General features: G+C 71.7%; 17 protein-coding genes and 2 pseudogenes. 12 read left to right on the top strand and 7 right to left on the bottom strand.

The genetic code is table 11. The annotated features are described in order from the left end of the window. Positions 1–22: 22 nt before the first annotated feature. Entirely contained in the window at positions 23–1,042 is a 1,020-nt protein-coding gene (locus RLT59_RS19420; RefSeq protein WP_311307782.1) for an XRE family transcriptional regulator, read from the top strand. A 230-nt stretch (positions 1,043–1,272) separates the two neighbouring features. Next, positions 1,273–3,267, top strand: a complete 1,995-nt coding sequence (locus RLT59_RS19415) for an NAD-binding protein (protein ID WP_311304566.1) — start codon at positions 1,273–1,275, stop codon at positions 3,265–3,267. Positions 3,268–3,271: 4 nt separating this feature from the next. Here RLT59_RS19415 and trpS read toward each other — a convergent pair whose 3' ends face one another. Together trpS and RLT59_RS19405 are read right to left on the bottom strand one after the other, a co-directional pair. Further along, positions 3,272–4,348 carry a tryptophan--tRNA ligase gene (gene trpS / locus RLT59_RS19410; protein ID WP_311304565.1) on the bottom strand — a complete coding sequence of 359 codons (1,077 nt, stop codon included), beginning with the start codon at positions 4,346–4,348 and terminating at the stop codon, positions 3,272–3,274. Between the two features lie 227 nt (positions 4,349–4,575). Beyond that, entirely contained in the window at positions 4,576–4,980 is a 405-nt protein-coding gene (locus RLT59_RS19405) for an ATP-binding protein (protein ID WP_311304564.1), read from the bottom strand. Between the two features lie 474 nt (positions 4,981–5,454). On the opposite strand from RLT59_RS19405, the gene RLT59_RS19400 reads away from it, so the two are divergent. Continuing rightward, positions 5,455–6,375 (top strand): DUF5753 domain-containing protein, encoded by a 921-nt coding sequence (locus RLT59_RS19400; RefSeq protein WP_311307781.1) that lies wholly within the window; start codon positions 5,455–5,457, stop codon positions 6,373–6,375. Next, the gene (locus RLT59_RS19395) at positions 6,372–6,578 is read left to right on the top strand and encodes a DUF397 domain-containing protein (protein WP_311304563.1); all 207 of its coding nucleotides are present in this window, start codon (positions 6,372–6,374) and stop codon (positions 6,576–6,578) included. The genes RLT59_RS19400 and RLT59_RS19395 overlap by 4 nt, the downstream gene beginning before the upstream one ends. A 102-nt stretch (positions 6,579–6,680) precedes the next feature. On the opposite strand, the gene RLT59_RS19390 is transcribed toward RLT59_RS19395, so the two are convergent. Next, the gene (locus RLT59_RS19390) at positions 6,681–7,133 is read right to left on the bottom strand and encodes a hypothetical protein (RefSeq protein ID WP_311304562.1); all 453 of its coding nucleotides are present in this window, start codon (positions 7,131–7,133) and stop codon (positions 6,681–6,683) included. Between the two features lie 73 nt (positions 7,134–7,206). Beyond that, positions 7,207–7,872 (bottom strand): annotated as a pseudogene (locus RLT59_RS19385) (NAD(P)-dependent oxidoreductase); the annotation flags it as partial. Between the two features lie 86 nt (positions 7,873–7,958). On the opposite strand from RLT59_RS19385, the gene RLT59_RS19380 reads away from it, so the two are divergent. After that, the gene (locus tag RLT59_RS19380; protein ID WP_311304561.1) at positions 7,959–8,318 is read left to right on the top strand and encodes a winged helix-turn-helix transcriptional regulator; all 360 of its coding nucleotides are present in this window, start codon (positions 7,959–7,961) and stop codon (positions 8,316–8,318) included. 13 nt (positions 8,319–8,331) lie between these two features. Here RLT59_RS19380 and RLT59_RS39385 read toward each other — a convergent pair. After that, positions 8,332–8,451 (bottom strand): annotated as a pseudogene (locus RLT59_RS39385) (DUF6126 family protein); the annotation flags it as partial. 231 nt (positions 8,452–8,682) lie between these two features. Here RLT59_RS39385 and RLT59_RS19370 point away from each other — a divergent pair. The 3 genes from RLT59_RS19370 to RLT59_RS19360 all read left to right on the top strand — a co-directional run bounded on the left by RLT59_RS19370 (position 8,683) and on the right by RLT59_RS19360 (position 10,981). Continuing rightward, complete coding sequence (locus RLT59_RS19370; protein ID WP_311304559.1) at positions 8,683–9,792, top strand: LLM class flavin-dependent oxidoreductase; 1,110 nt, start codon at positions 8,683–8,685, stop codon at positions 9,790–9,792. A 2-nt stretch (positions 9,793–9,794) separates the two neighbouring features. Further along, a complete protein-coding gene (locus tag RLT59_RS19365) occupies positions 9,795–10,448 on the top strand; it encodes an FMN reductase (protein WP_311304558.1) in 654 nt (217 codons plus the stop codon). A 110-nt stretch (positions 10,449–10,558) separates the two neighbouring features. Beyond that, positions 10,559–10,981: a universal stress protein gene (locus RLT59_RS19360; protein WP_311304557.1), complete on the top strand. Its 423-nt coding sequence runs from the start codon at positions 10,559–10,561 to the stop codon at positions 10,979–10,981. 70 nt (positions 10,982–11,051) lie between these two features. Here RLT59_RS19360 and RLT59_RS19355 read toward each other — a convergent pair whose 3' ends face one another. Together RLT59_RS19355 and RLT59_RS19350 are read right to left on the bottom strand one after the other, a co-directional pair. Next, entirely contained in the window at positions 11,052–12,185 is a 1,134-nt protein-coding gene (locus tag RLT59_RS19355) for a MerR family transcriptional regulator (protein ID WP_311304556.1), read from the bottom strand. An 80-nt stretch (positions 12,186–12,265) separates the two neighbouring features. Further along, on the bottom strand, positions 12,266–12,664 hold the full coding sequence (locus RLT59_RS19350) for a hypothetical protein (RefSeq protein ID WP_311304555.1): 399 nt from the start codon (positions 12,662–12,664) through the stop codon (positions 12,266–12,268). Positions 12,665–12,787: 123 nt separating this feature from the next. On the opposite strand from RLT59_RS19350, the gene RLT59_RS19345 reads away from it, so the two are divergent. From RLT59_RS19345 to RLT59_RS19330, 4 genes are all read left to right on the top strand, one after another. Then, entirely contained in the window at positions 12,788–13,705 is a 918-nt protein-coding gene (locus tag RLT59_RS19345) for a hypothetical protein (RefSeq protein ID WP_311304554.1), read from the top strand. A gap of 94 nt (positions 13,706–13,799) precedes the next feature. Next, positions 13,800–14,804, top strand: a complete 1,005-nt coding sequence (locus tag RLT59_RS19340; protein WP_311304553.1) for an NADP-dependent oxidoreductase — start codon at positions 13,800–13,802, stop codon at positions 14,802–14,804. A gap of 40 nt (positions 14,805–14,844) precedes the next feature. After that, a complete protein-coding gene (locus RLT59_RS19335) occupies positions 14,845–15,096 on the top strand; it encodes a DUF2630 family protein (protein WP_311304552.1) in 252 nt (83 codons plus the stop codon). Positions 15,097–15,161: 65 nt separating this feature from the next. Then, on the top strand, positions 15,162–17,078 hold the full coding sequence (locus RLT59_RS19330) for an FUSC family protein (protein ID WP_311307780.1): 1,917 nt from the start codon (positions 15,162–15,164) through the stop codon (positions 17,076–17,078). The last annotated feature ends 8 nt before the right edge of the window (positions 17,079–17,086 follow it).

The raw sequence follows: 17,086 nt of genomic DNA, 5'->3' as shown, positions 1-17,086 counted from the left end.
CCCGTCTGATGAGGAGGATGCGGTGCGTCGCAGGAAGCTACTGACCGGGGCGATTGCCGCTGGGGCGACGGCCGTCGTGGGCTCGGGCACCGCGTCCGCCGCGACCTCGTCCGGGGATCCGGCGGCCGGGCTGGAGGACGCCCTGTTCCGTCTGCCGGCCGCTGAACCGGTGGCGTTGTCGCTCCTGTCCGCTCGGACGGCCAGAGCGCGCAAGGCGTTTCGGGCCGCCCACTACGCTGACCTCGGCCGCACGCTGCCTGGTCTCCTGGCCGCCGCCGCGGCGACCCGTAACGCGGCCACCGGCCATGCACGACAGCAGGCCTCCGCCGTCCTGGCCAGAGGCTACGTACTGACCGCCGAGCTGGCATCGAAGCAGCATTCCGACGCGGCATGGGTCGCAGCCGACCGGGCACTCTCAGCGGCCCGGGACAGCGGGTCACCCGTACCGGTAGGCGAGGCATCCCGCGTCCTGGCGATCACGATGCGACGCTCCGGCAGCTGGTCGTCCGCCGTCCACTTCCTGACCCGTGAGGCGGCGGAGCTGGACGCCGTCGAGCAGCGCCCCGCCGCCGTCCGGACGACACTGCTCCTCACAGCCGCGTACTCCGCCGCGACGGGCGGCAACCGGTCAACGGCGCTGGCCCTGCTCGACGAGGCCGAGGAGGACGTCGGGCGGCTCCCGGACGTTCCTGGCCTGTTCACCGTCGAGGCCACCCGAGCCCAGGTCGATGTCTACCGCATCGGTGCGCTCAACGCACTGGGCACCCCGGACGAGGGCCTGAGGGTCGCGGCTGGGCTGAACATCGGCTACATGGTGACGCCGGAACGCAGGGCCCGCGCCTGGACCGACATTGCCCGCATGCACCATGCTCTGGGCGACGGGACGCAGACGTTCGCCGCGCTGCGCCGCGTCGAGCAGGAAGCGCCGCAGGAGGTCCGCCGCCCCGCCCTGCGAGCGCTGACGTCGCATCTGTTGTACGGGTCGGCCCGCGTGCAGGGTCTCCGCGAATTCGCCGTCCGCACCGGCGCGTTGCCTGTCTGATCTCGACGAGCGCAGTGGTGGATGTCGCCGACGTCGTAGGAGTGTGTGCCTACGACGTCCAGCCCAGGTCTGATGTCGGTCGCACGTCCACAGCGCTCGGGGCTGCTCCCTCGTTCGTTCGGTGAGCCTGGCGGGTTGTTCTACATCCTTGGCGATTCCGGATCTTGGTAGGGCTGCGACAAGAGGGTTGTGGTGCCAGCCTGTCCTACGGCCTCCGGAAGGGAGCAGGCATGCTGGGACATGTGACCCCACTACCGCAGCAGCCCCAACGCTCCCCGTTCTCCGGCCACATGGTCGTCTGCGGCGACGACGCGCTCGCCCAGCGGCTCGCCGTGGAACTGCGCTACGTCTACGGGGAGCGGGTCACCCTCGTCCTGCCGCCGGGGCCCGATCCGAGACGGCCGGAGGTGGCGCTGACCGGGCGCGGGCGGGCGGCGGCCCTGTTCGGCCGGATGTCGTCGGCCATGAGCCGCAACGGCGGGAACGGCAGCGGCTCCGGGAACGGCGACACCGACACCAACGCCGGGGTGGAGGCGGTGCGCATCCTCCAGGCGCACGAGCCGTCCGACGAGGCGCTGGAGGAGGCCGGTGTCGACGCGGCCGCCGCGCTCGCCCTGGTCTACGACGACGACGAGCGCAACATCCGCGCCGCGCTGACCGCCCGGCGGCTCAACCCCCGCGTCCGGCTGGTGATCCGGCTCTACAACCGCAAGCTCGGCCAGCATCTGGAGGCCCTGCTCGACCAGGCGGCCGCCGTCGCCTCTCCGGGGCTCGACCACACCGCGCTGGACGCCTCCACCACCGTCCTGTCCGACGCGGACACCGCCGCCCCCGCCCTCGCGGCGACCGCGCTCGCCGGATCCAGCAAGGTGATCCAGGCGGAGGGCCTGCTGCTGCGCGCCGCCGAACGCACCCCGCCCCGGGACGGCCAGGTCGCGGATCCGGGCCTGTGCACCCTGGCCCTGCTCTCCTCCACCACCCACGACCCGGCGGGCACGGAGGGCTCCGACAGCAGCGGCGACGAGGGCCCCCGGCTGCTGCCCGACCAGACCGAGGTGGCCGCGGCGACCGGGCGCGGCACCATCGTCCTGGAGGCCGTCAGCCGGAACAGCGCGGACGCGCGGACACCACGGATGGGCGGACGGAGCGCGCCGCTGAGCCAGTTCTTCTCGCGCCGGCTGCGCTGGTCCGCGCTGGGGGTCGGCACGGCCGTCCTCGGGCTCGCGGTGGCGTCCACGTTCACCACCGGGGACAAGCCGCTGCACGCCGCGTACCTGACCCTGCTCGACCTGTTCGCGATGGGCGATCCGGCCATCGGTGACCCCACGGCCCGTCAGGTCATCCAAATTCTGTCCGGTGTCGCCGGGTTGATGCTGCTGCCGCTGCTGGTGGCGGGGGTGCTGGAGGCCTTCGGTTCGCTCCGCACCGCCTCCTCGCTGCGCCGGCCGCCGCGCGGACTGTCCGGACACGTGGTGCTGCTGGGCCTCGGCAAGATCGGCACCCGGGTCCTGGTCCAGCTGCGCGAACTCGGCATCCCGGTGGTCTGCGTGGAGGACGACCCGGACGCGCGCGGCATTCCGGTGGCCCGGCGGCTGCACGTGCCGGTGGTCATCGGGGACGTCACGCAGGAGGGCGTGCTGGAGGCGGCGAAGATCCGCCGTTCCCGCGCCCTGCTCGCCCTGACCAGCATCGACACCACCAACCTGGAAGCCGCGCTGTACGCCCGCTCGGTCAAGCCGAACCTGCGGGTGACGCTGCGCCTGTTCGACGACGAGTTCGCCACCGCCGTCTACCGCACCCTGCGCACCGCCCACCCGCAGGCGCTGACCCGCTCCCGCTCGGTCTCCCATCTGGCCGCGCCCTCGTTCGCGGTCGCCATGATGGGGCGGCAGATCCTGGGCGCGGTGCCGGTCGAACGGAAGGTGATGCTGTTCGCCGCGATCGAGGTGGCCGGGCATCCGCAGCTGGAGGGCCGGACGGTGGAGCAGGCGTTCCGCTCGGGGGCCTGGCGGGTCCTCGCCCTGGACGTCGCCCCGCCCGCCGGCCGGCGCCCGGACCTGGCGGTGCCGGGAACGGTCCCCGCCGCCGGGGACCGCCCCGGCGGCCTCGTGTGGAACCTGCACCCCGGCTACGTGCTCCAGCCCACCGACCGGGTGGTCATCGCGGCCACCCGGCGCGGCCTGGCCGAACTCCTGCGCCGACGTGGCTCGTTGACACATCGCTGACCGCTCATGAGGCGAGGCCCCGGTCCAGGCCCCCCATCGCCTCCCGCACCTGCGCCAGCGTCGCGTCGGCGATGGCGTTCGCCCGCTCGTTGCCGGCGCGCAGCACGGACCGTACGTACCCCATCTCCCCTGCGTACGCGGCCCGTCGGGCGCGCATCGGTGCGAACCGGGTGTTGACGGCGTCGGTCACGGTCCGCTTCAGGGCGGCGGCGCCCCCGCCACCGATCTCCTCGGCCACGGCGTGCGGCTCGCGGTCGAGGCAGAGCGCGGCCAGCAGCACCAGGCCGGACACGCCGGGCCGCCCCTCGGGGTCGTAGGTGATGTGCCGGTCGGCGTCCGTGGTGGCGCCCTTGATCAGGCGGGCCGTCTCGTCCGTACCGGTGCCGAGCGCGAGGGAGTTGGCGCGGCTCTTGCTCATCTTGGTGCCGTCGGTGCCGAGCAGCTGCGGCGCGGCGGAGAGCAGCGCCTCGGGTTCCGGGAAGACGGGCCCGTACCGCTCGTTGAACCGTCGGGCGACGGTCCGGGCCACTTCGAGGTGGGGCAGCTGGTCCCGGCCGACCGGCACCAGGTTGCCCTTGCAGAACAGGATGTCGGCCGCCTGGTGGACCGGGTAGGTGAACATCAGGCCGCTGACGGAGGCCTGCCGGGAGTGCGCGATCTCGTCCTTGACCGTGGGGTTGCGGCCCAGCTCGGCGACGGAGACCAGGCTCAGGAACGGCAGCATCAGCTGGTTGAGCGCGGGCACGGCGCTGTGGTTGAAGATCACCGAGCGTTCCGGGTCGATGCCGACGGCGAGGTAGTCCAGCAGCAGCCCCTCCATCGTCGCGGTGAGCCGCTCGGCCACGTCCCGGTCGGTCAGCACCTGGTAGTCGGGGATGACGATGAACGTCTCCACCCCGAGGTCCTGGAGCCGCACCCGGTTGTGAAGCGTGCCGAAGTAGTGCCCGAGGTGGAGCGCCCCGGTGGGCCGGTCACCGGTCAGGACCCGGAATCTTTCCGGGTACCGCCTGATCCGTTCTTCCAGCGCGATGTCCGGGGCGGCGTCGGTCGCAGGCGTGATCGCGGTCGCGGTCGTCGTCATGAGTGGTCTCTCCTCGCGTCGGTGTGTGCGTGGAGGACGGCCCACCGGGCGGGAAGCCCGTACCGGAAGAGGGCAGAGAAAAAGGGCCGTCCCTATCGAACGGCCCTGGTCCCGCGCAGAAGAGGTGGCCGCTCCTAGAAGGAGCGCCACCAGTTCCGGCACGGTACGGAGGTCATGAAGCGATGGTAACGCGCCACAACCTCCACGTCACGGCACATTCCCGGACCTCACCGGCCGGGGGTCAGCTCCGCCCACACCACCTTCCCGACCCCGCACCGCGCCCCGTACCCCCACCTGTCCGCCGGCGCGGCGACAAGGATCAGCCCACGTCCACCGCACGCTCCGGGCTCCGGATCGCGCACCTGCGGCGCCATTTCCGAGGCATCGTGAACTTCGATCCGCACCCCGCCGTCCACCAGCCTGAACCGGGTCTCGATCTCCCGCCCCGGCGAGACCCGTGCGTGTTGACCAGCGTTGGTCAGGAGCTCGGAGAGCACGAGCACCGCCGCCTCCTCCAGCCCAGAAAGCGCCCAGCCCGCGAGCACGGCACGCAACTCCGCCCTGGCGCGACCGACACAGCGCGGATGGCGGCTCCAGCGCGACACGACGGTGTGGTCCGATGCCTCCCCCATCACCACACCACCACGCCGAAAACCGGGCTGGGCCCTGCCTCGATGCCGTGCTGAGCCAGCCACCACACCCGCCGTCGCTCCCGCCGAAACCGATTCTCGGCGCGCTCTTAACGTGCGAACTCGACTTGCTCAGAGCTCATTTGCGGTCTGACGCTCGCTGGAGTGAACGGACGGCCCCGCCCGCCGTCCAGTCGCTCGCCTCCCGAGAGTCCGGTTGAAGCGAAGCGGATCACACCGCGGAGCCGGGAGATAAAATTCCACACGTCGACGCTCCTCCAAAGGGTTGGCCACGCCCCCGGACCGGTGCAACGGTCGCGGGGGCTCCTTGCTGCCACGAAAGAACCCCACTCGTTGCACACTTATGCGCGCAGAGCGTTACGCAATGACGCTAGGCGTGTTCGAATCACTTCCGCAAGCTCAACTTCCGCAAATTTGCGGCTACGGTGAGTGTCGAGCGGCGTCGACTACGCCTTCATCCAGAACGGCGCACTGGAACAAACGTCAGGAGGGGTCACAATCCCCGCAGGTGGAAGGCCAACTGTCCGAAGTCGGCGCCTCGGAGCGGCACTGAAGCGCCACCGCGAGGCAGCGGGGCTGGACCAGGCCGCCGCAGCCGAGGCAATCATGAAGTCGGTCACCAAGGTCAGCCGCATGGAGGGTGGCCTGGTGTCGGCCTCGGCCTTGGAAGTCCGCACGCTCCTGGACCGGTTCGAGGTCCAAGACCCCGGAGAACGAGCGCGGTTGGAGCGTTGGGCACGCGCGAGCAATGAACGGGGCTGGTGGCTCGACTACCAGGAGACTGTCCGCCCCGACTACGCGGACCACATCACGCTCGAAAGCGACTCCACCAACATTCGGTCCTGGGAGCCCGCTCTCATCCCAGGACTCCTGCAGACTCCGGAATACGCGCGCTCCGTGATCACGTCCGGGCCAACGTTCATCACTCCCGAACGCGTCGACCAACTGATCGAAGTACGCCAGGAACGTCAGCGGAGAATCGAGGCGGGCGGCACACACTTCACCGCGATCATCTGGGAGCCCGCCGTCACGGCCCTTTCCGACGATCCCGACATCTGCAGAGGCCAGTGGCTGAGGCTTCTGGACACCGGCCGGCGGCAGAATGTGACGGTACAGCTGCTCCCGGCATCGGCCAGCAAGATCGCCGGGATGTCCGGCCCCTTCGTGGCCTTCTCATTCGGGGTGGAACCGAACGTGGAAGCAGTCGCCGTTCGTAACGTGGCCAACACCTCGGTCGTGGAGGCTCCGGCAGACCTGGCCCTCTACTCCAACGTCTTTGACCAACTACGCTCGGCAGCCATGTCTCCCCAGGAGAGCGCCGGTCGCATTCGGCAGCTTCTCAGCGACGCAGAGCAGCCCACGAAAGAGGCACCGTGACTACCGAGATCATCACCGCGTTCCGCAAGTCGTCCTACTCGGATCAGCAGGGCGATTGCCTGGAGACAGCCGGCACAGCAGGCGAGGGCCATGCTGTCCGCGACAGCAAGAGCCCCACCGGGACCGTTCTGCGCATCGGCTCCAGCCCGTGGTCAATGTTCTTGACCGCAGTGAAGGCAGACGCCTTCTCCGCCGGCTCCTGACACGACATCAACGACGAACTCGCGGCTTTTCCGGGACTTTCCGAGGTCTGATGCTCCGCAGCATCATCGGGCGTCCGCCGCGCCCCCGAGGCACCCTTGACCTCAGGTCGTGTCCGCCTCGTGGTCCCTGGTCAGCGCCGCCAACAGTTCGGGGTCGGAGTGGACCTCGGCACTGTGCTGCCACGCGGTGAGCAGCTGCGCGACAGACGCGCCGTTGCCGATCGAGTCGGCGGCGCGCATGGTGTCGACCAGTTCGACGGCGAAGGCGTGGACGTCGGGTTCGGGGAGGAACCGGACCCAGGGGAACGCGTCCGGCAGTATGTCCAGGAGCAGTTCCATACTGCCGGGCTCCCGCCGGGCCATGGCGGCGAGCATGCGCGTGGCGGCCGACACCACGCTCCGGTCCTGCTCGGCCCGCACCGCCGTGGTGAGTACCAGATCCTCACCGTCCCTGCGGTGCAGCAGCAGCTGCGGCGACTCGTCGAGCCGGGCAAGGGTCTGCTTGTTCTTGTTCACCAAGTCGGAGAAGTTCACGGCAGCACTCTGATTTCTCATGCCTTTGCAACTACTTCGAAAGTCCCCTCCAGCTATCGCCCGCACGAGTGACGCAGAATCCTTCCCGCCCCCTTCACGCGCTCCGGAGCAGTCCGACCGTCCCCGCCAGGCCCTCGTCGCCGTGGCCCTGGGCCACCCGCCGCCGCATCAGGTCCATGTACGGGGTGAGGAGCCGGGGGTCGACCGACTGGCCCGCCGCCGTGCCCAGGAGGGTGTCGTTGGCCGCCGCCATCATGGCGAGGTTGGAGACGGCCCCTTCCGTGTAGTCGCCGCTCTCCAACTGGGCGGCCATCGCGGGGGCGGAGCCGGCCATGGCGCGCAGCCAGTCGGCGAGCAGGGCGGCGAACGCGGTGCGGTCGAGGTCCTGCTCGCCGTCCACCAGGGCGAAGGCGTGCGCGATGCCGGCGAACATGCCGGTCATCGCGCTGAGCAGGGCGACATCGTGCAGCGCCGCGTGGCCGGGGTCACCACCGGTGAACCTCGCCCCGGCGGGGGCCTCCAGCGTTGCGCGGTGGCGCTCGAACAGTGCGTGGTCGCCGCTGTAGAAGACGTAGCCGCCGGTCTCGGGGCGGCCGATCATCGGGGGTACGGCCATGATCCCGCCGTCCAGGAAGCGGGCCCCGCGCTCCTCGGTCCGGCGGGCCAGTTCCCGGGCCTGTTCCGGGGGACTCGCGGTCAGGTTGACGATGTCCTTGCCGCCGAGGCCGAGGAGGGTGACAGGGGCTCGGGAAGATGTGTCGTGGTCCATGCCCCCACAGGCTCGTATCCGCCCGGAACGCGATCAGGTACGCACTATTTTGTGGGTGGTTACCTCAAACTCAGCGGGTGACCCGGCGAGACGGCTACGTGTGCGGCATCGACGCGGCGATCGACGTGGTCGGCGGCAAGTGGAAGGTGCTCATCCTGTGGGCGCTGGATGTCGAACCCTGCCGGTTCGGTGAGCTGCGGCGCGCGCTTCCCGGCGTCACGGAGAAGGTCCTCACCTCGCATCTTCGGGAGCTGGAGACGGCGGGCATCGTCTTTCGCGAGGAGGCCTTCGAGGGAGCGGTGCGCCGCGTCACGTACGGCCTCACCCCGCTCGGCACGTCCCTGAACGCGGCGCTGGCCCCGCTCGGGGCCTGGGGCCGGGAGCACCTGCTCGGCGGGCGGAGCCCGCACGCCGAAGGCACCGGAAGCCGGTCCTGATCCTCCCGGACGCTCACTTCTTGGCGTGCTCGCCCACGTAGAAGAGGATCCAGACGAAGCCCGCGAACAGATGCGTGGCGAAGATGTAGATGAAGACACGCAGCGCGACGCCGCGTTCCTTCCAGGCCTCGCTGCCGCCGCCGTAGTCGCGGTCCTCCGTCCGGTCGGGGCGCGGGGTGCCGTCGTCCGCGCGGCCGGTTCCGCTCATGTCCACTCCCGTCGGGCCGGGGCTCGGGCGGCCTCCGTACCCGTTCAGCGTACCGAGGCCCCGCACGGGACGGTCCCGTGGAATAGGGAGATGGTGCACTCCGTTGTAGGGTGTGTTCACATAGTTCAATGTTCAACAATAATGGAGGCGGGCGCCATGCAGTTCGGGATCTTCACCGTCGGGGACGTCACCACCGACCCGACGACCGGCCGGACGCCGAGCGAGCACGAGCGGATCAAGGCCACCATCGCCATCGCGCGGAAGGCGGAGGAGGTCGGCCTCGACGTCTTCGCGACCGGCGAGCACCACAACCCGCCGTTCGTCCCGTCCTCCCCCACGACCACCCTCGGCTACATCGCCGCCCGCACCGAGAACCTGATCCTGTCCACGTCCACGACGCTGATCACCACCAACGATCCGGTGAAGATCGCCGAGGACTACGCCACGCTCCAGCACCTCGCCGACGGCCGCGTCGACCTGATGATGGGCCGGGGGAACACCGGGCCGGTCTACCCCTGGTTCGGCAAGGACATCCGCCAGGGCATGCCGCTCGCCATCGAGAACTACGCCCTGCTGCACAAACTGTGGCGCGAGGACGTCGTCGACTGGGAGGGGAAGTTCCGTACCCCGCTGCAGTCCTTCACCGCGACCCCGCGCCCGCTGGACGGCGTGCCGCCGTTCGTCTGGCACGGCTCGATCCGCTCCCCGGAGATCGCGGAGCAGGCCGCGTACTACGGCGACGGCTTCTTCCACAACAACATCTTCTGGCCCATCGAGCACACCGCGAAGATGGTGAACCTCTACCGGCAGCGCTACGCCCACTACGGGCACGGCACCGCGGAACAGGCCATCGTCGGACTCGGCGGCCAGGTCTTCATGCGGAAGAACTCGCAGGACGCGGTACGGGAGTTCCGCCCGTACTTCGACAACGCGCCGGTCTACGGGCACGGCCCCTCGATGGAGGACTTCACCCAGCAGACGCCGCTGACCGTCGGCTCCCCGCAGGAGGTCATCGAGCGGACGCTGTCCTTCCGGGACACCGTCGGTGACTACCAGCGCCAGCTGTTCCTGATGGACCACGCGGGGCTGCCGCTGAAGACCGTCCTGGAGCAGCTCGACATCCTCGGCGAGGAGGTCGTACCGGTGCTGCGCAAGGAGTTCGCCGCCCTGCGGCCTGCCGGGGTCCCCGAGTCCGCGCCGCTGCACCCGGCGGTCGTCGCCGCCACCGCCTCTGCAACCGCCCCTGCCGTCGCGAAGGAGAGCTGACCGTGTTCGCCACCGAACCACTGAGGATCGTCGCCGTCTCGGCCGGGCTGAGCAGCCCGTCCTCGACCCGGCTGCTGGCCGAGCGGCTGGCCGGGGCCGCCCGGGAGCGGCTGGACGCCGAGCAGGACCGCCCGGTCGAGATCCGGGTGATCGAGCTGCGCGACCTGGCCGTCGAGATCGCCAACCACCTGGTGACCGGGTTCCCCTCGGCCGCGCTGGAGGAAGCGATCGGCGCGGTGACGCGGTCGGACGGGCTGATCGCCGTCAGCCCGGTCTTCACCGCCTCCTACAGCGGACTGTTCAAGTCGTTCTTCGACCTGGTCGAGAACACCGCACTGACCGGGAAGCCCGTCGTCGTCGCCGCGACCGGCGGCACCGCCCGACACTCGCTGGTGCTGGAGCACGCCATGCGCCCGCTCTTCGCCTATCTGCGGGCCGTCACCCTGCCGACGTCGGTGTACGCGGCGTCGGAGGACTGGGGCTCTTCGGGAGACGAGTACGCCGACGGCCTGCCGGCCCGGATCCGGCGCGCGGGCGGCGAGCTGGCGAGCGCGATCACCGGCGGGCGGGCCGTCTCCGGGGCGTCCAGGACCCTCGGCGTGGACGACGAGGTGATCCCGTTCGAGCAGCAGCTCGCCGGTCTCGGGCAGGCCTGACCGACCCGAGCGCTGTACTTTCGTCCGGTTTGACTACAGTTGGGCGGGAGGGCGCGCCGTGGGCAATCTGGACGGCGCCCCCGTGCAACCGAACCGAGCTGGAGGCAGAGATGGGCAGGATCGTGGTGGGTGTTGACGGCTCCGAGTCGTCGATCAAGGCACTGCACTGGGCCGTACGCCAGGCGGAGCTGACCGGTGACACGGTCGAGGCCGTCAACAGCTGGGAGTACCCCGCCACCAGCTGGGCGTCCATGATGCCGGGCCTGCCGGAGGACTTCGACCCGCAGGCCATGGCCACCGTCTCGCTCACCGAGGCGCTGGAGGAGGCGCTCGGCGCCGTGGGGGCCGCCGCGATCAGCAAGGTCGTGGTGGTCGGCAACCCGGCGCAGTCCCTGCTGGACCGGGCCGAGGGCGCGAACCTCCTGGTGGTCGGCGCACGCGGATACAGCGGCTTCAAGGCCACCCTGCTCGGCTCGGTCAGCCTGCACGTCACCCAGCACGCGGCGTGCCCGGTGACGGTGGTCCGCAGCTGACGCCGGACGCGGCGCGGGTACGGGGCGGGCCCGCACGGTCATCACGACCGTGCGGGCCCGCCCCGTTCCGTCACAGCGCCACCACGTCCGCCACCGCGCACGCCACGTTGTCGGGGGCGCCCGCCTCCGCGGCCAGCCCGAGCAGTCCGCGCACCGCCGTGCCGGGGCCGTCCGCCCCGGCGAGCACCCGGGCCAGATCCGTACCGGCCACGACCGCCGAGAGCCCGTCGGAACAGAGCAGATAGCGGTCACCGGGGCGGGCGTCCCGCACGTCCAGATCGGGTCCGGAGCCGGCCGGTCCGCTGCCGGACAGCGCCCTGAGCAGCAGCGCCCGCTGCGGGTGCGAGACGACGGCCTCCTCCTCGGTGAGCGAGCCGTCGTCGATCATCGACTGCACCAGGCTGTGATCGTGCGTGATCCGTAACAGTTCGCCCCCGCGCAGCAGATACGCCCGCGAGTCCCCGATGTGGACGAGCCCCAGCTGCGCGCCCGTCCACATCAGCGCGGTCAGCGTGGTCCCCGACTCGTCGGGCGTTCCGCTGCCGTCGCTGCCCGCGAGCGCGTCCCGGACCGCCCGCGCGGCCTGCTCCGCCGCGTCGTGCAGGAGGTTCAGCAGCTCCGCGGCCGGTACCGCGCCCCGCGCCACCGGTTTCAGCGCCTCGATCGCCGCCGTGCTCGCCCCCGCGCCGCCCGCGCCGAACCCGTCGGCGACCGCGAGCAGCCGGGCACCGGCGTACGCCGCGTCCTGGTTGGTCTCGCGCACCGCACCGGTTTCCGTGCGTGCCGCGTACCGGATGCCGAGCGTTCCCACCTGAGTCATGGCTTCCTCCGTCGACAGCTGGTCGATGAGGAAGGCGGCGAGATCGCGCCGGGCCGCTGTCTCGGCTTCGACCTGCGCCCAGTACCCCCGGATCGCGGCGGCGGCCGCGCCGTCGTCCAGCGCGATCACCTCCGTGATCCGGGCGAGCGGCATGCCGATCCGGCGGAGCCAGGCCACCAGCCGGGCCGTCCGGGCCTGCGCCGGGTCGTAGTACCGGTAGCCGTTCACCAGGTCGACCAGGACGGGCTTCAGCAGGCCCAGCTCGTCGTAGCGGCGCAGCGCCTTGGCGGACAGCCGGGAGAGCCGGGCGAACGCCCCGATCATCATCAGCGCCGCTTCGGGCGGCCGCCCGTGCCCCTGGTCCGTCACCTCGTGCCTCCTCATACCGGGCGGTGCTCGCCCGGCACGCCGATCCTTGGCCTTCCCCCGCGGAGAAGGTCAAGGATCGGCTCACGGAGGGGCGTTCAGTTCCGGCGGGTGTAGAAGGCGTAGAACGCGGCCGCCAGCATGGCCGCTCCGGTCAGCAGCCCCAGCACGGAGGCCGCGAGCACGCTCTTGCCGGACAGGCTGTAGAGGAAGCCGATCGAGCCGCCGAAGAGGACTCCGTAGGCCGTCGCCGCCAGCCCGACCGGCAGCCGCTTCTGTACTTGGCCCAGTCCGAAGCAGAGGACGGCGAGAACAGCGCCGGAGATCAGTCCGAGGGCGAGCTGCCCGCCGGTGAGCACACCACCGCCCCGGACGATGGACGTCGCGTACCAGCCGAGGACCACCCCGAGCGTGAGGGGCAGCGCCCAGCTGGTGGTGGACCGGTGCCGGTCACGCGCTCGCACTCCGCGTGCCTGCACAGAAGCATGTGCGGCCATGACGGGAAGCTCCTTCCGTCGCCCCCTCTGTCCTCCTCCAGAGCACACCTCCTCGCGCCGCCCGGCAACTCGAATGGCGCACGGCCCGGAGCGTTCGCGGCGCATCCGGGATTCCCTGGTGAGGTGCGGACCTACTTCTCGACGGCACTCTCGGCTGTACTCCTGGTACTGCTCGCCGTCCTGGTGCCGCTGAGCGCGCTCTCCGCCTGGGTCGATCTGGAGATCGACGACACCGACCGCTACGTCGCCGCCGTGGCGCCACTCGCCTCCGACTCCGATGTGCAGAACACCGTGGCCGATCTGATCACCGACGAGGCGATGAAACAGATCGACGTCGGTCCGCTCGGCGACACCGTGCGCGGCTTCCTGCACCAGGCCGTGCGGTCCTTCACCACCACCGACGCCTTCCAGGCCGCCTGGAACGCCGCCAACCGCACCGCCCACGAGGCCGTCACCGCCGCGCTGGACGGCGGCAGCGGCGAGAGCGTCACCATCGACCTGGCGCCCGTGACGGAACAGGTGAAGCAGAACCTGCTGGACAACGGGGTGCCGTTCGCCGACCGCATCCCCATCGAGCACACGGACATCCAGATCGTCTCCGCCGACCGGGCCGACCAGCTGCGGCAGAGCTTCCGGTGGCTGCGCGCCGCGAGCATCTGGCCCGCCGTCGGCACGCTGGTGTTCGCGCTGCTGGCCGTGGTCCTGGCCTGGGTGCGCGGCGGGCCAGGACGCAGGGGCTCCGCGCTCGCCGCGCTGTCCGCCACCGCCGTCGCCGGAACGGGCTTCGCGGTCGGGGCGCTGCTGCTGCGCGGGGCGCTCGCCTACGCCCGCAACCGGGTGCTGGCCGAGGTGCCGGGCAACGAGACGGACGGGGCGGCCGCGGTCTACGACGCGCTGACGGCCTCGCTGCGCACCACGGTGTGGATCGTCTTCGGTACGGGGCTGGCCCTGGCGGTGTGCGCGGTCGCGGCACGGATCTGGGCCCGGCGGGTGCTGCCGCCCGAGCCGCCGGTCGCGCCTGTGCCGCCGCCCGACGTGTGACCGACGCGCCCCGCTGACGCCGACGTGCGGGTGCGGGCGGGCCGGGGAAGAGTGGATTGCGTGCACTGCCGGGGGCGACTGGGAGGTGTTCCGTATGCGAGCCATCGCCGTCGGCGCGTTCCGGTCCTACCCCGCGCTGGTGGAGCTCCCCAAGCCGGAACCGGCGCCCGGCGAGGTACGGGTGCGCGTCGAGTACGCCTCCCTCAACCCCTCCGACTGGCAGACGGCCGACGGTTCCCCGGACGGACAGGCCCCGGACGACCCGCGACTGACCGGCGGCCCCACGGGCGGGCCGGCCCCGCCCGCGTTCCCGTTCGTCGTCGGCGTGGACTTCGCGGGCCGGGTCGACATGATCGGCGGCGGCGACAACCGCTTCCGGGTCGGTGACCGGGTCTTCGGCCGGACCGGGCCGCCGGTCGGCGCCGGTACGTACTGCGACTACGTGTGTGTCCCGCAGGAAACCGCGATCACGCTCGTCCCGCTCGGGCTGGACGCCAGGACCGCCGCCGCGCTGCCGTCGGCCGGGATGGCGGCCGCACAGATCCTGGAGACGGTGGTGCTGCGCGGCCACGAGAGCCTGCTGGTCATCGGCGCGGCGGGCGGCGTCGGTAGCTGCCTGACCCAGCTCGCCAGGGCCCGCGACATACGCGTCGTCGCGGCGGTGCGCGGCGACGAGCGCTCCCGGATGGGCTCGTTGGGCGCCGCCGCGACGATCGACACCACCCTGAGCCCGGCGGCCGAGTCGGTGCGCTCCGTCTGCCCGGACGGCATCGACGCGCTGGCCGACCTGGTCTCCGACACCCCGGACGCGTTCGCCGCCCACGCCGCGGCGGTCCGGCCCGGCGGTATCGCGCTCAGCACCCGGGGCGTCGCGGGCGCGGCCGCGCTCCCCGAGGGCGTGTGCGGCATCGACTTCCGGCTCGACCCGAACCCCGTACTGCTGGACGTCCTGGCGGCGGGCGTGGTGGAAGGAGTGCTCCGCGTACCCATCGACGTCGAACTCCCGCTGGAGAAGGCCCCGCAGGCCCTGGACCGCAACCGGACGGGCGGGGCCCGCGGCAAGACCGTCATCGTGCTGCGCCACCACGGCCCCCGCTGAATCCCCGGACCGCTCAAGACCCCAGGAAGAGGACGACACCATGAACGACCAGGAGCACGACATCATCGGCGGCATCGACGGACTCGTCGCGGAGGAGCGGAGCCTGCGGGACCGGGGCGCCCGCGAGCCGGGCCTCACCGCCGAGGAGCGGCAGCGACTGCGTACGGTGGAGGTCCGGCTCGACCAGTGCTGGGACCTGCTGCGGCAGCGTCGCGCGCTGAGCGAGTTCGGGGATGACCCGTCACAGGCCCGGGTCCGCCCGGCCGACGAGGTCGAGGGATACCGCGGCTGACCGCTGAGCACCGACGAGGGGGCGCATTGACCGGCACCGGTTCCGCCACGGCACCGCGGCGGGGGATGCCGCCCGTCTGGCTCCGGTACGGACTGCGCCCGCAGCCCACCCCCGTCCCGTGGGCCGCCGTCGCCCGCGCGTCCGTCGCCCTGGCCGCACCGCTCGCCGTCGGATTCGCCGTCGACCGGCCGGTGTACGGGGCGCTCGTCTCGATGGGCGCGCTCTCCGGCGTGATCGGTGACACCGCCGACGCGTACCGGATGCGCATCCTCAACATCGCCGTGCCGCAGGTGTTCGGCGCGCTCGGCATCATGATCGGCACCCTGGTGTACGGGACCGGCTGGGCCGCCGTCGCCGTGCTGACGGTTGTCGGGCTCGTCTCCGGGATGATGTCGACGATCGGCGCCGTGGCCTCCGTATCCGGTCTGCTGCTCCTGCTCAACTCGGTGGTGGGCGCCGGACTTCCGATGCCCGACCCCTGGTGGGTGGCGCCGCTGCTGCTGACGCTCGGCGGACTCTTCGTCCTCGTACTCACCCTGCTGGCCTGGCCGCTGCGGCGGAAACTGCCGGAACGGGTCTCGGTCGCCGGGACGTACCGCACGGTCGCGGATCTGCTCGCCGCCGCCGGAACCGACGCGTACGAGGAGAAGCGGCAGGCCGTCACCCACTCCCTCAACACCTCCTACGACCTGGTCCTGGCCCGGCGCGCCCGCTACCACGGCCGCAGCGGCGCGATGGTGCGGCTGCTGTCCCAGCTCAACGTCGTCATCCCGCTCGTCGAGGCCGCCCCCGCGGTGCACCTGCGGCGGCGGCCGCTGCCGCCCGAGATCCCGGCTGCGGTGCGTTCGCTGGCCGACGACATCGAGAAGAGCCGTACCGGCGGCGGCGAACCCGCCCTGCCCGCGCCCGAGTCGCCCGCCACGCTCGCCGTGGACAGCGCCCTGCGGCACGCCGCCGTCGTCGTGCACAAGGCCGAGCCCGACCCGTACAACGTCGACGACCGGCTCGGCCGCCCGGCCGCGCTCGGCGTACGGATCCGGCGCGCCACCCGCAACGTCCTGCTGTCCGGGCCCTCCTGGCGGTACGGGCTGCGCCTCGCGCTCTGCATCGGGCTGGCCCAGTCGCTGACCTCACTGGTCGACGTGCCGCGCTCCTACTGGGTCGCGCTCACCGTCACCTTCGTCCTCAAGCCCGACTTCGGCTCGGTGTTCTCCCGCGCGGTGCTGCGCTCCGTGGGCACGGCGGCGGGCCTCGTCATCGCGGCGCCGGTGCTGGCGGAGGTGCCGCTCGGCTGGTGGGACGTGCCGGTGATGTTGCTGCTCGCCGCGCTGATCCCGGCGTTCACGGCGAAGGGGTACGCCTTCCAGACCGCGGCCATCACGCCGGTCATCCTGCTCCTGTCGGACCTGCTGAACCACCAGGGCGTGCACCTGGTCTGGCCGCGCTTCCTGGACAGCCTGATCGGCTGCGGCATCGTGCTGGTGGCCGGATACCTGCTGTGGCCGGAGAGCTGGCACGCCCGGATCGGCCACCGGCTGGCCGACGCGGTGACGGACATCGCGGACTACGTGGCGTACGCCTTCGAACCGGAGGCGCCCGGCGACCGGGCGGAGCGGGTCCGGGCGCGGCGCCGCATCTACCGCGACCTGTCCTCCGTACGCTCCGAGTTCCAGCGCGCCCTGACCGAACCGCCCCCGACCGGCCGCCGGGCCGCCGCGTGGTGGCCCCTGGTCGTCGCGGTCGAACGCATCGTGGACGCCACGACCGCCGCCCGGGTACGCGTCAACCACGGGGCCCCGGAACCGGAACCCGCCGAGGTGGCCGAGGTGCAGCGGCAGCTCCGCGAACTGGCGGCGGGCATCAGGGCGAGCGAGGTGCTGGTGGAGGTACGCGCCGAACTCCCGGGCGACGAGGAGGGCGTACTGGCCCCGCTGCGCCAGGAGGTGGCGGCGGCAAGGGCGATCGCCTCCCCCGAGCCGTAGTGCCTTGT

It is taken from the genome of Streptomyces sp. ITFR-6 (assembly GCF_031844725.1).
Taxonomy (GTDB): Bacteria; Actinomycetota; Actinomycetes; order Streptomycetales; family Streptomycetaceae; genus Streptomyces.
This window is presented reverse-complemented; position numbering and strand designations above follow the sequence as displayed.

Excerpts from the sequence above, each read along its gene's own strand:
- RLT59_RS19370 (WP_311304559.1), top strand. The coding sequence starts at position 8,683 with ATGCAGTTCGGGATCTTCACCGTCGGGGACGTCACCACCGACCCGACG.
- RLT59_RS19340 (WP_311304553.1), top strand. The coding sequence starts at position 13,800 with ATGCGAGCCATCGCCGTCGGCGCGTTCCGGTCCTACCCCGCGCTGGTG.
- RLT59_RS19355 (WP_311304556.1), bottom strand. The coding sequence starts at position 12,185 with ATGAGGAGGCACGAGGTGACGGACCAGGGGCACGGGCGGCCGCCCGAA.
- RLT59_RS19415 (WP_311304566.1), top strand. The coding sequence starts at position 1,273 with ATGCTGGGACATGTGACCCCACTACCGCAGCAGCCCCAACGCTCCCCG.
- RLT59_RS19335 (WP_311304552.1), top strand. The coding sequence starts at position 14,845 with ATGAACGACCAGGAGCACGACATCATCGGCGGCATCGACGGACTCGTC.
- RLT59_RS19390 (WP_311304562.1), bottom strand. The coding sequence starts at position 7,133 with ATGAGAAATCAGAGTGCTGCCGTGAACTTCTCCGACTTGGTGAACAAG.
- RLT59_RS19330 (WP_311307780.1), top strand. The coding sequence starts at position 15,162 with ATGCCGCCCGTCTGGCTCCGGTACGGACTGCGCCCGCAGCCCACCCCC.
- RLT59_RS19360 (WP_311304557.1), top strand. The coding sequence starts at position 10,559 with ATGGGCAGGATCGTGGTGGGTGTTGACGGCTCCGAGTCGTCGATCAAG.
- trpS (WP_311304565.1), bottom strand. The coding sequence starts at position 4,348 with ATGACGACGACCGCGACCGCGATCACGCCTGCGACCGACGCCGCCCCG.
- RLT59_RS19350 (WP_311304555.1), bottom strand. The coding sequence starts at position 12,664 with ATGGCCGCACATGCTTCTGTGCAGGCACGCGGAGTGCGAGCGCGTGAC.
- RLT59_RS19405 (WP_311304564.1), bottom strand. The coding sequence starts at position 4,980 with ATGGGGGAGGCATCGGACCACACCGTCGTGTCGCGCTGGAGCCGCCAT.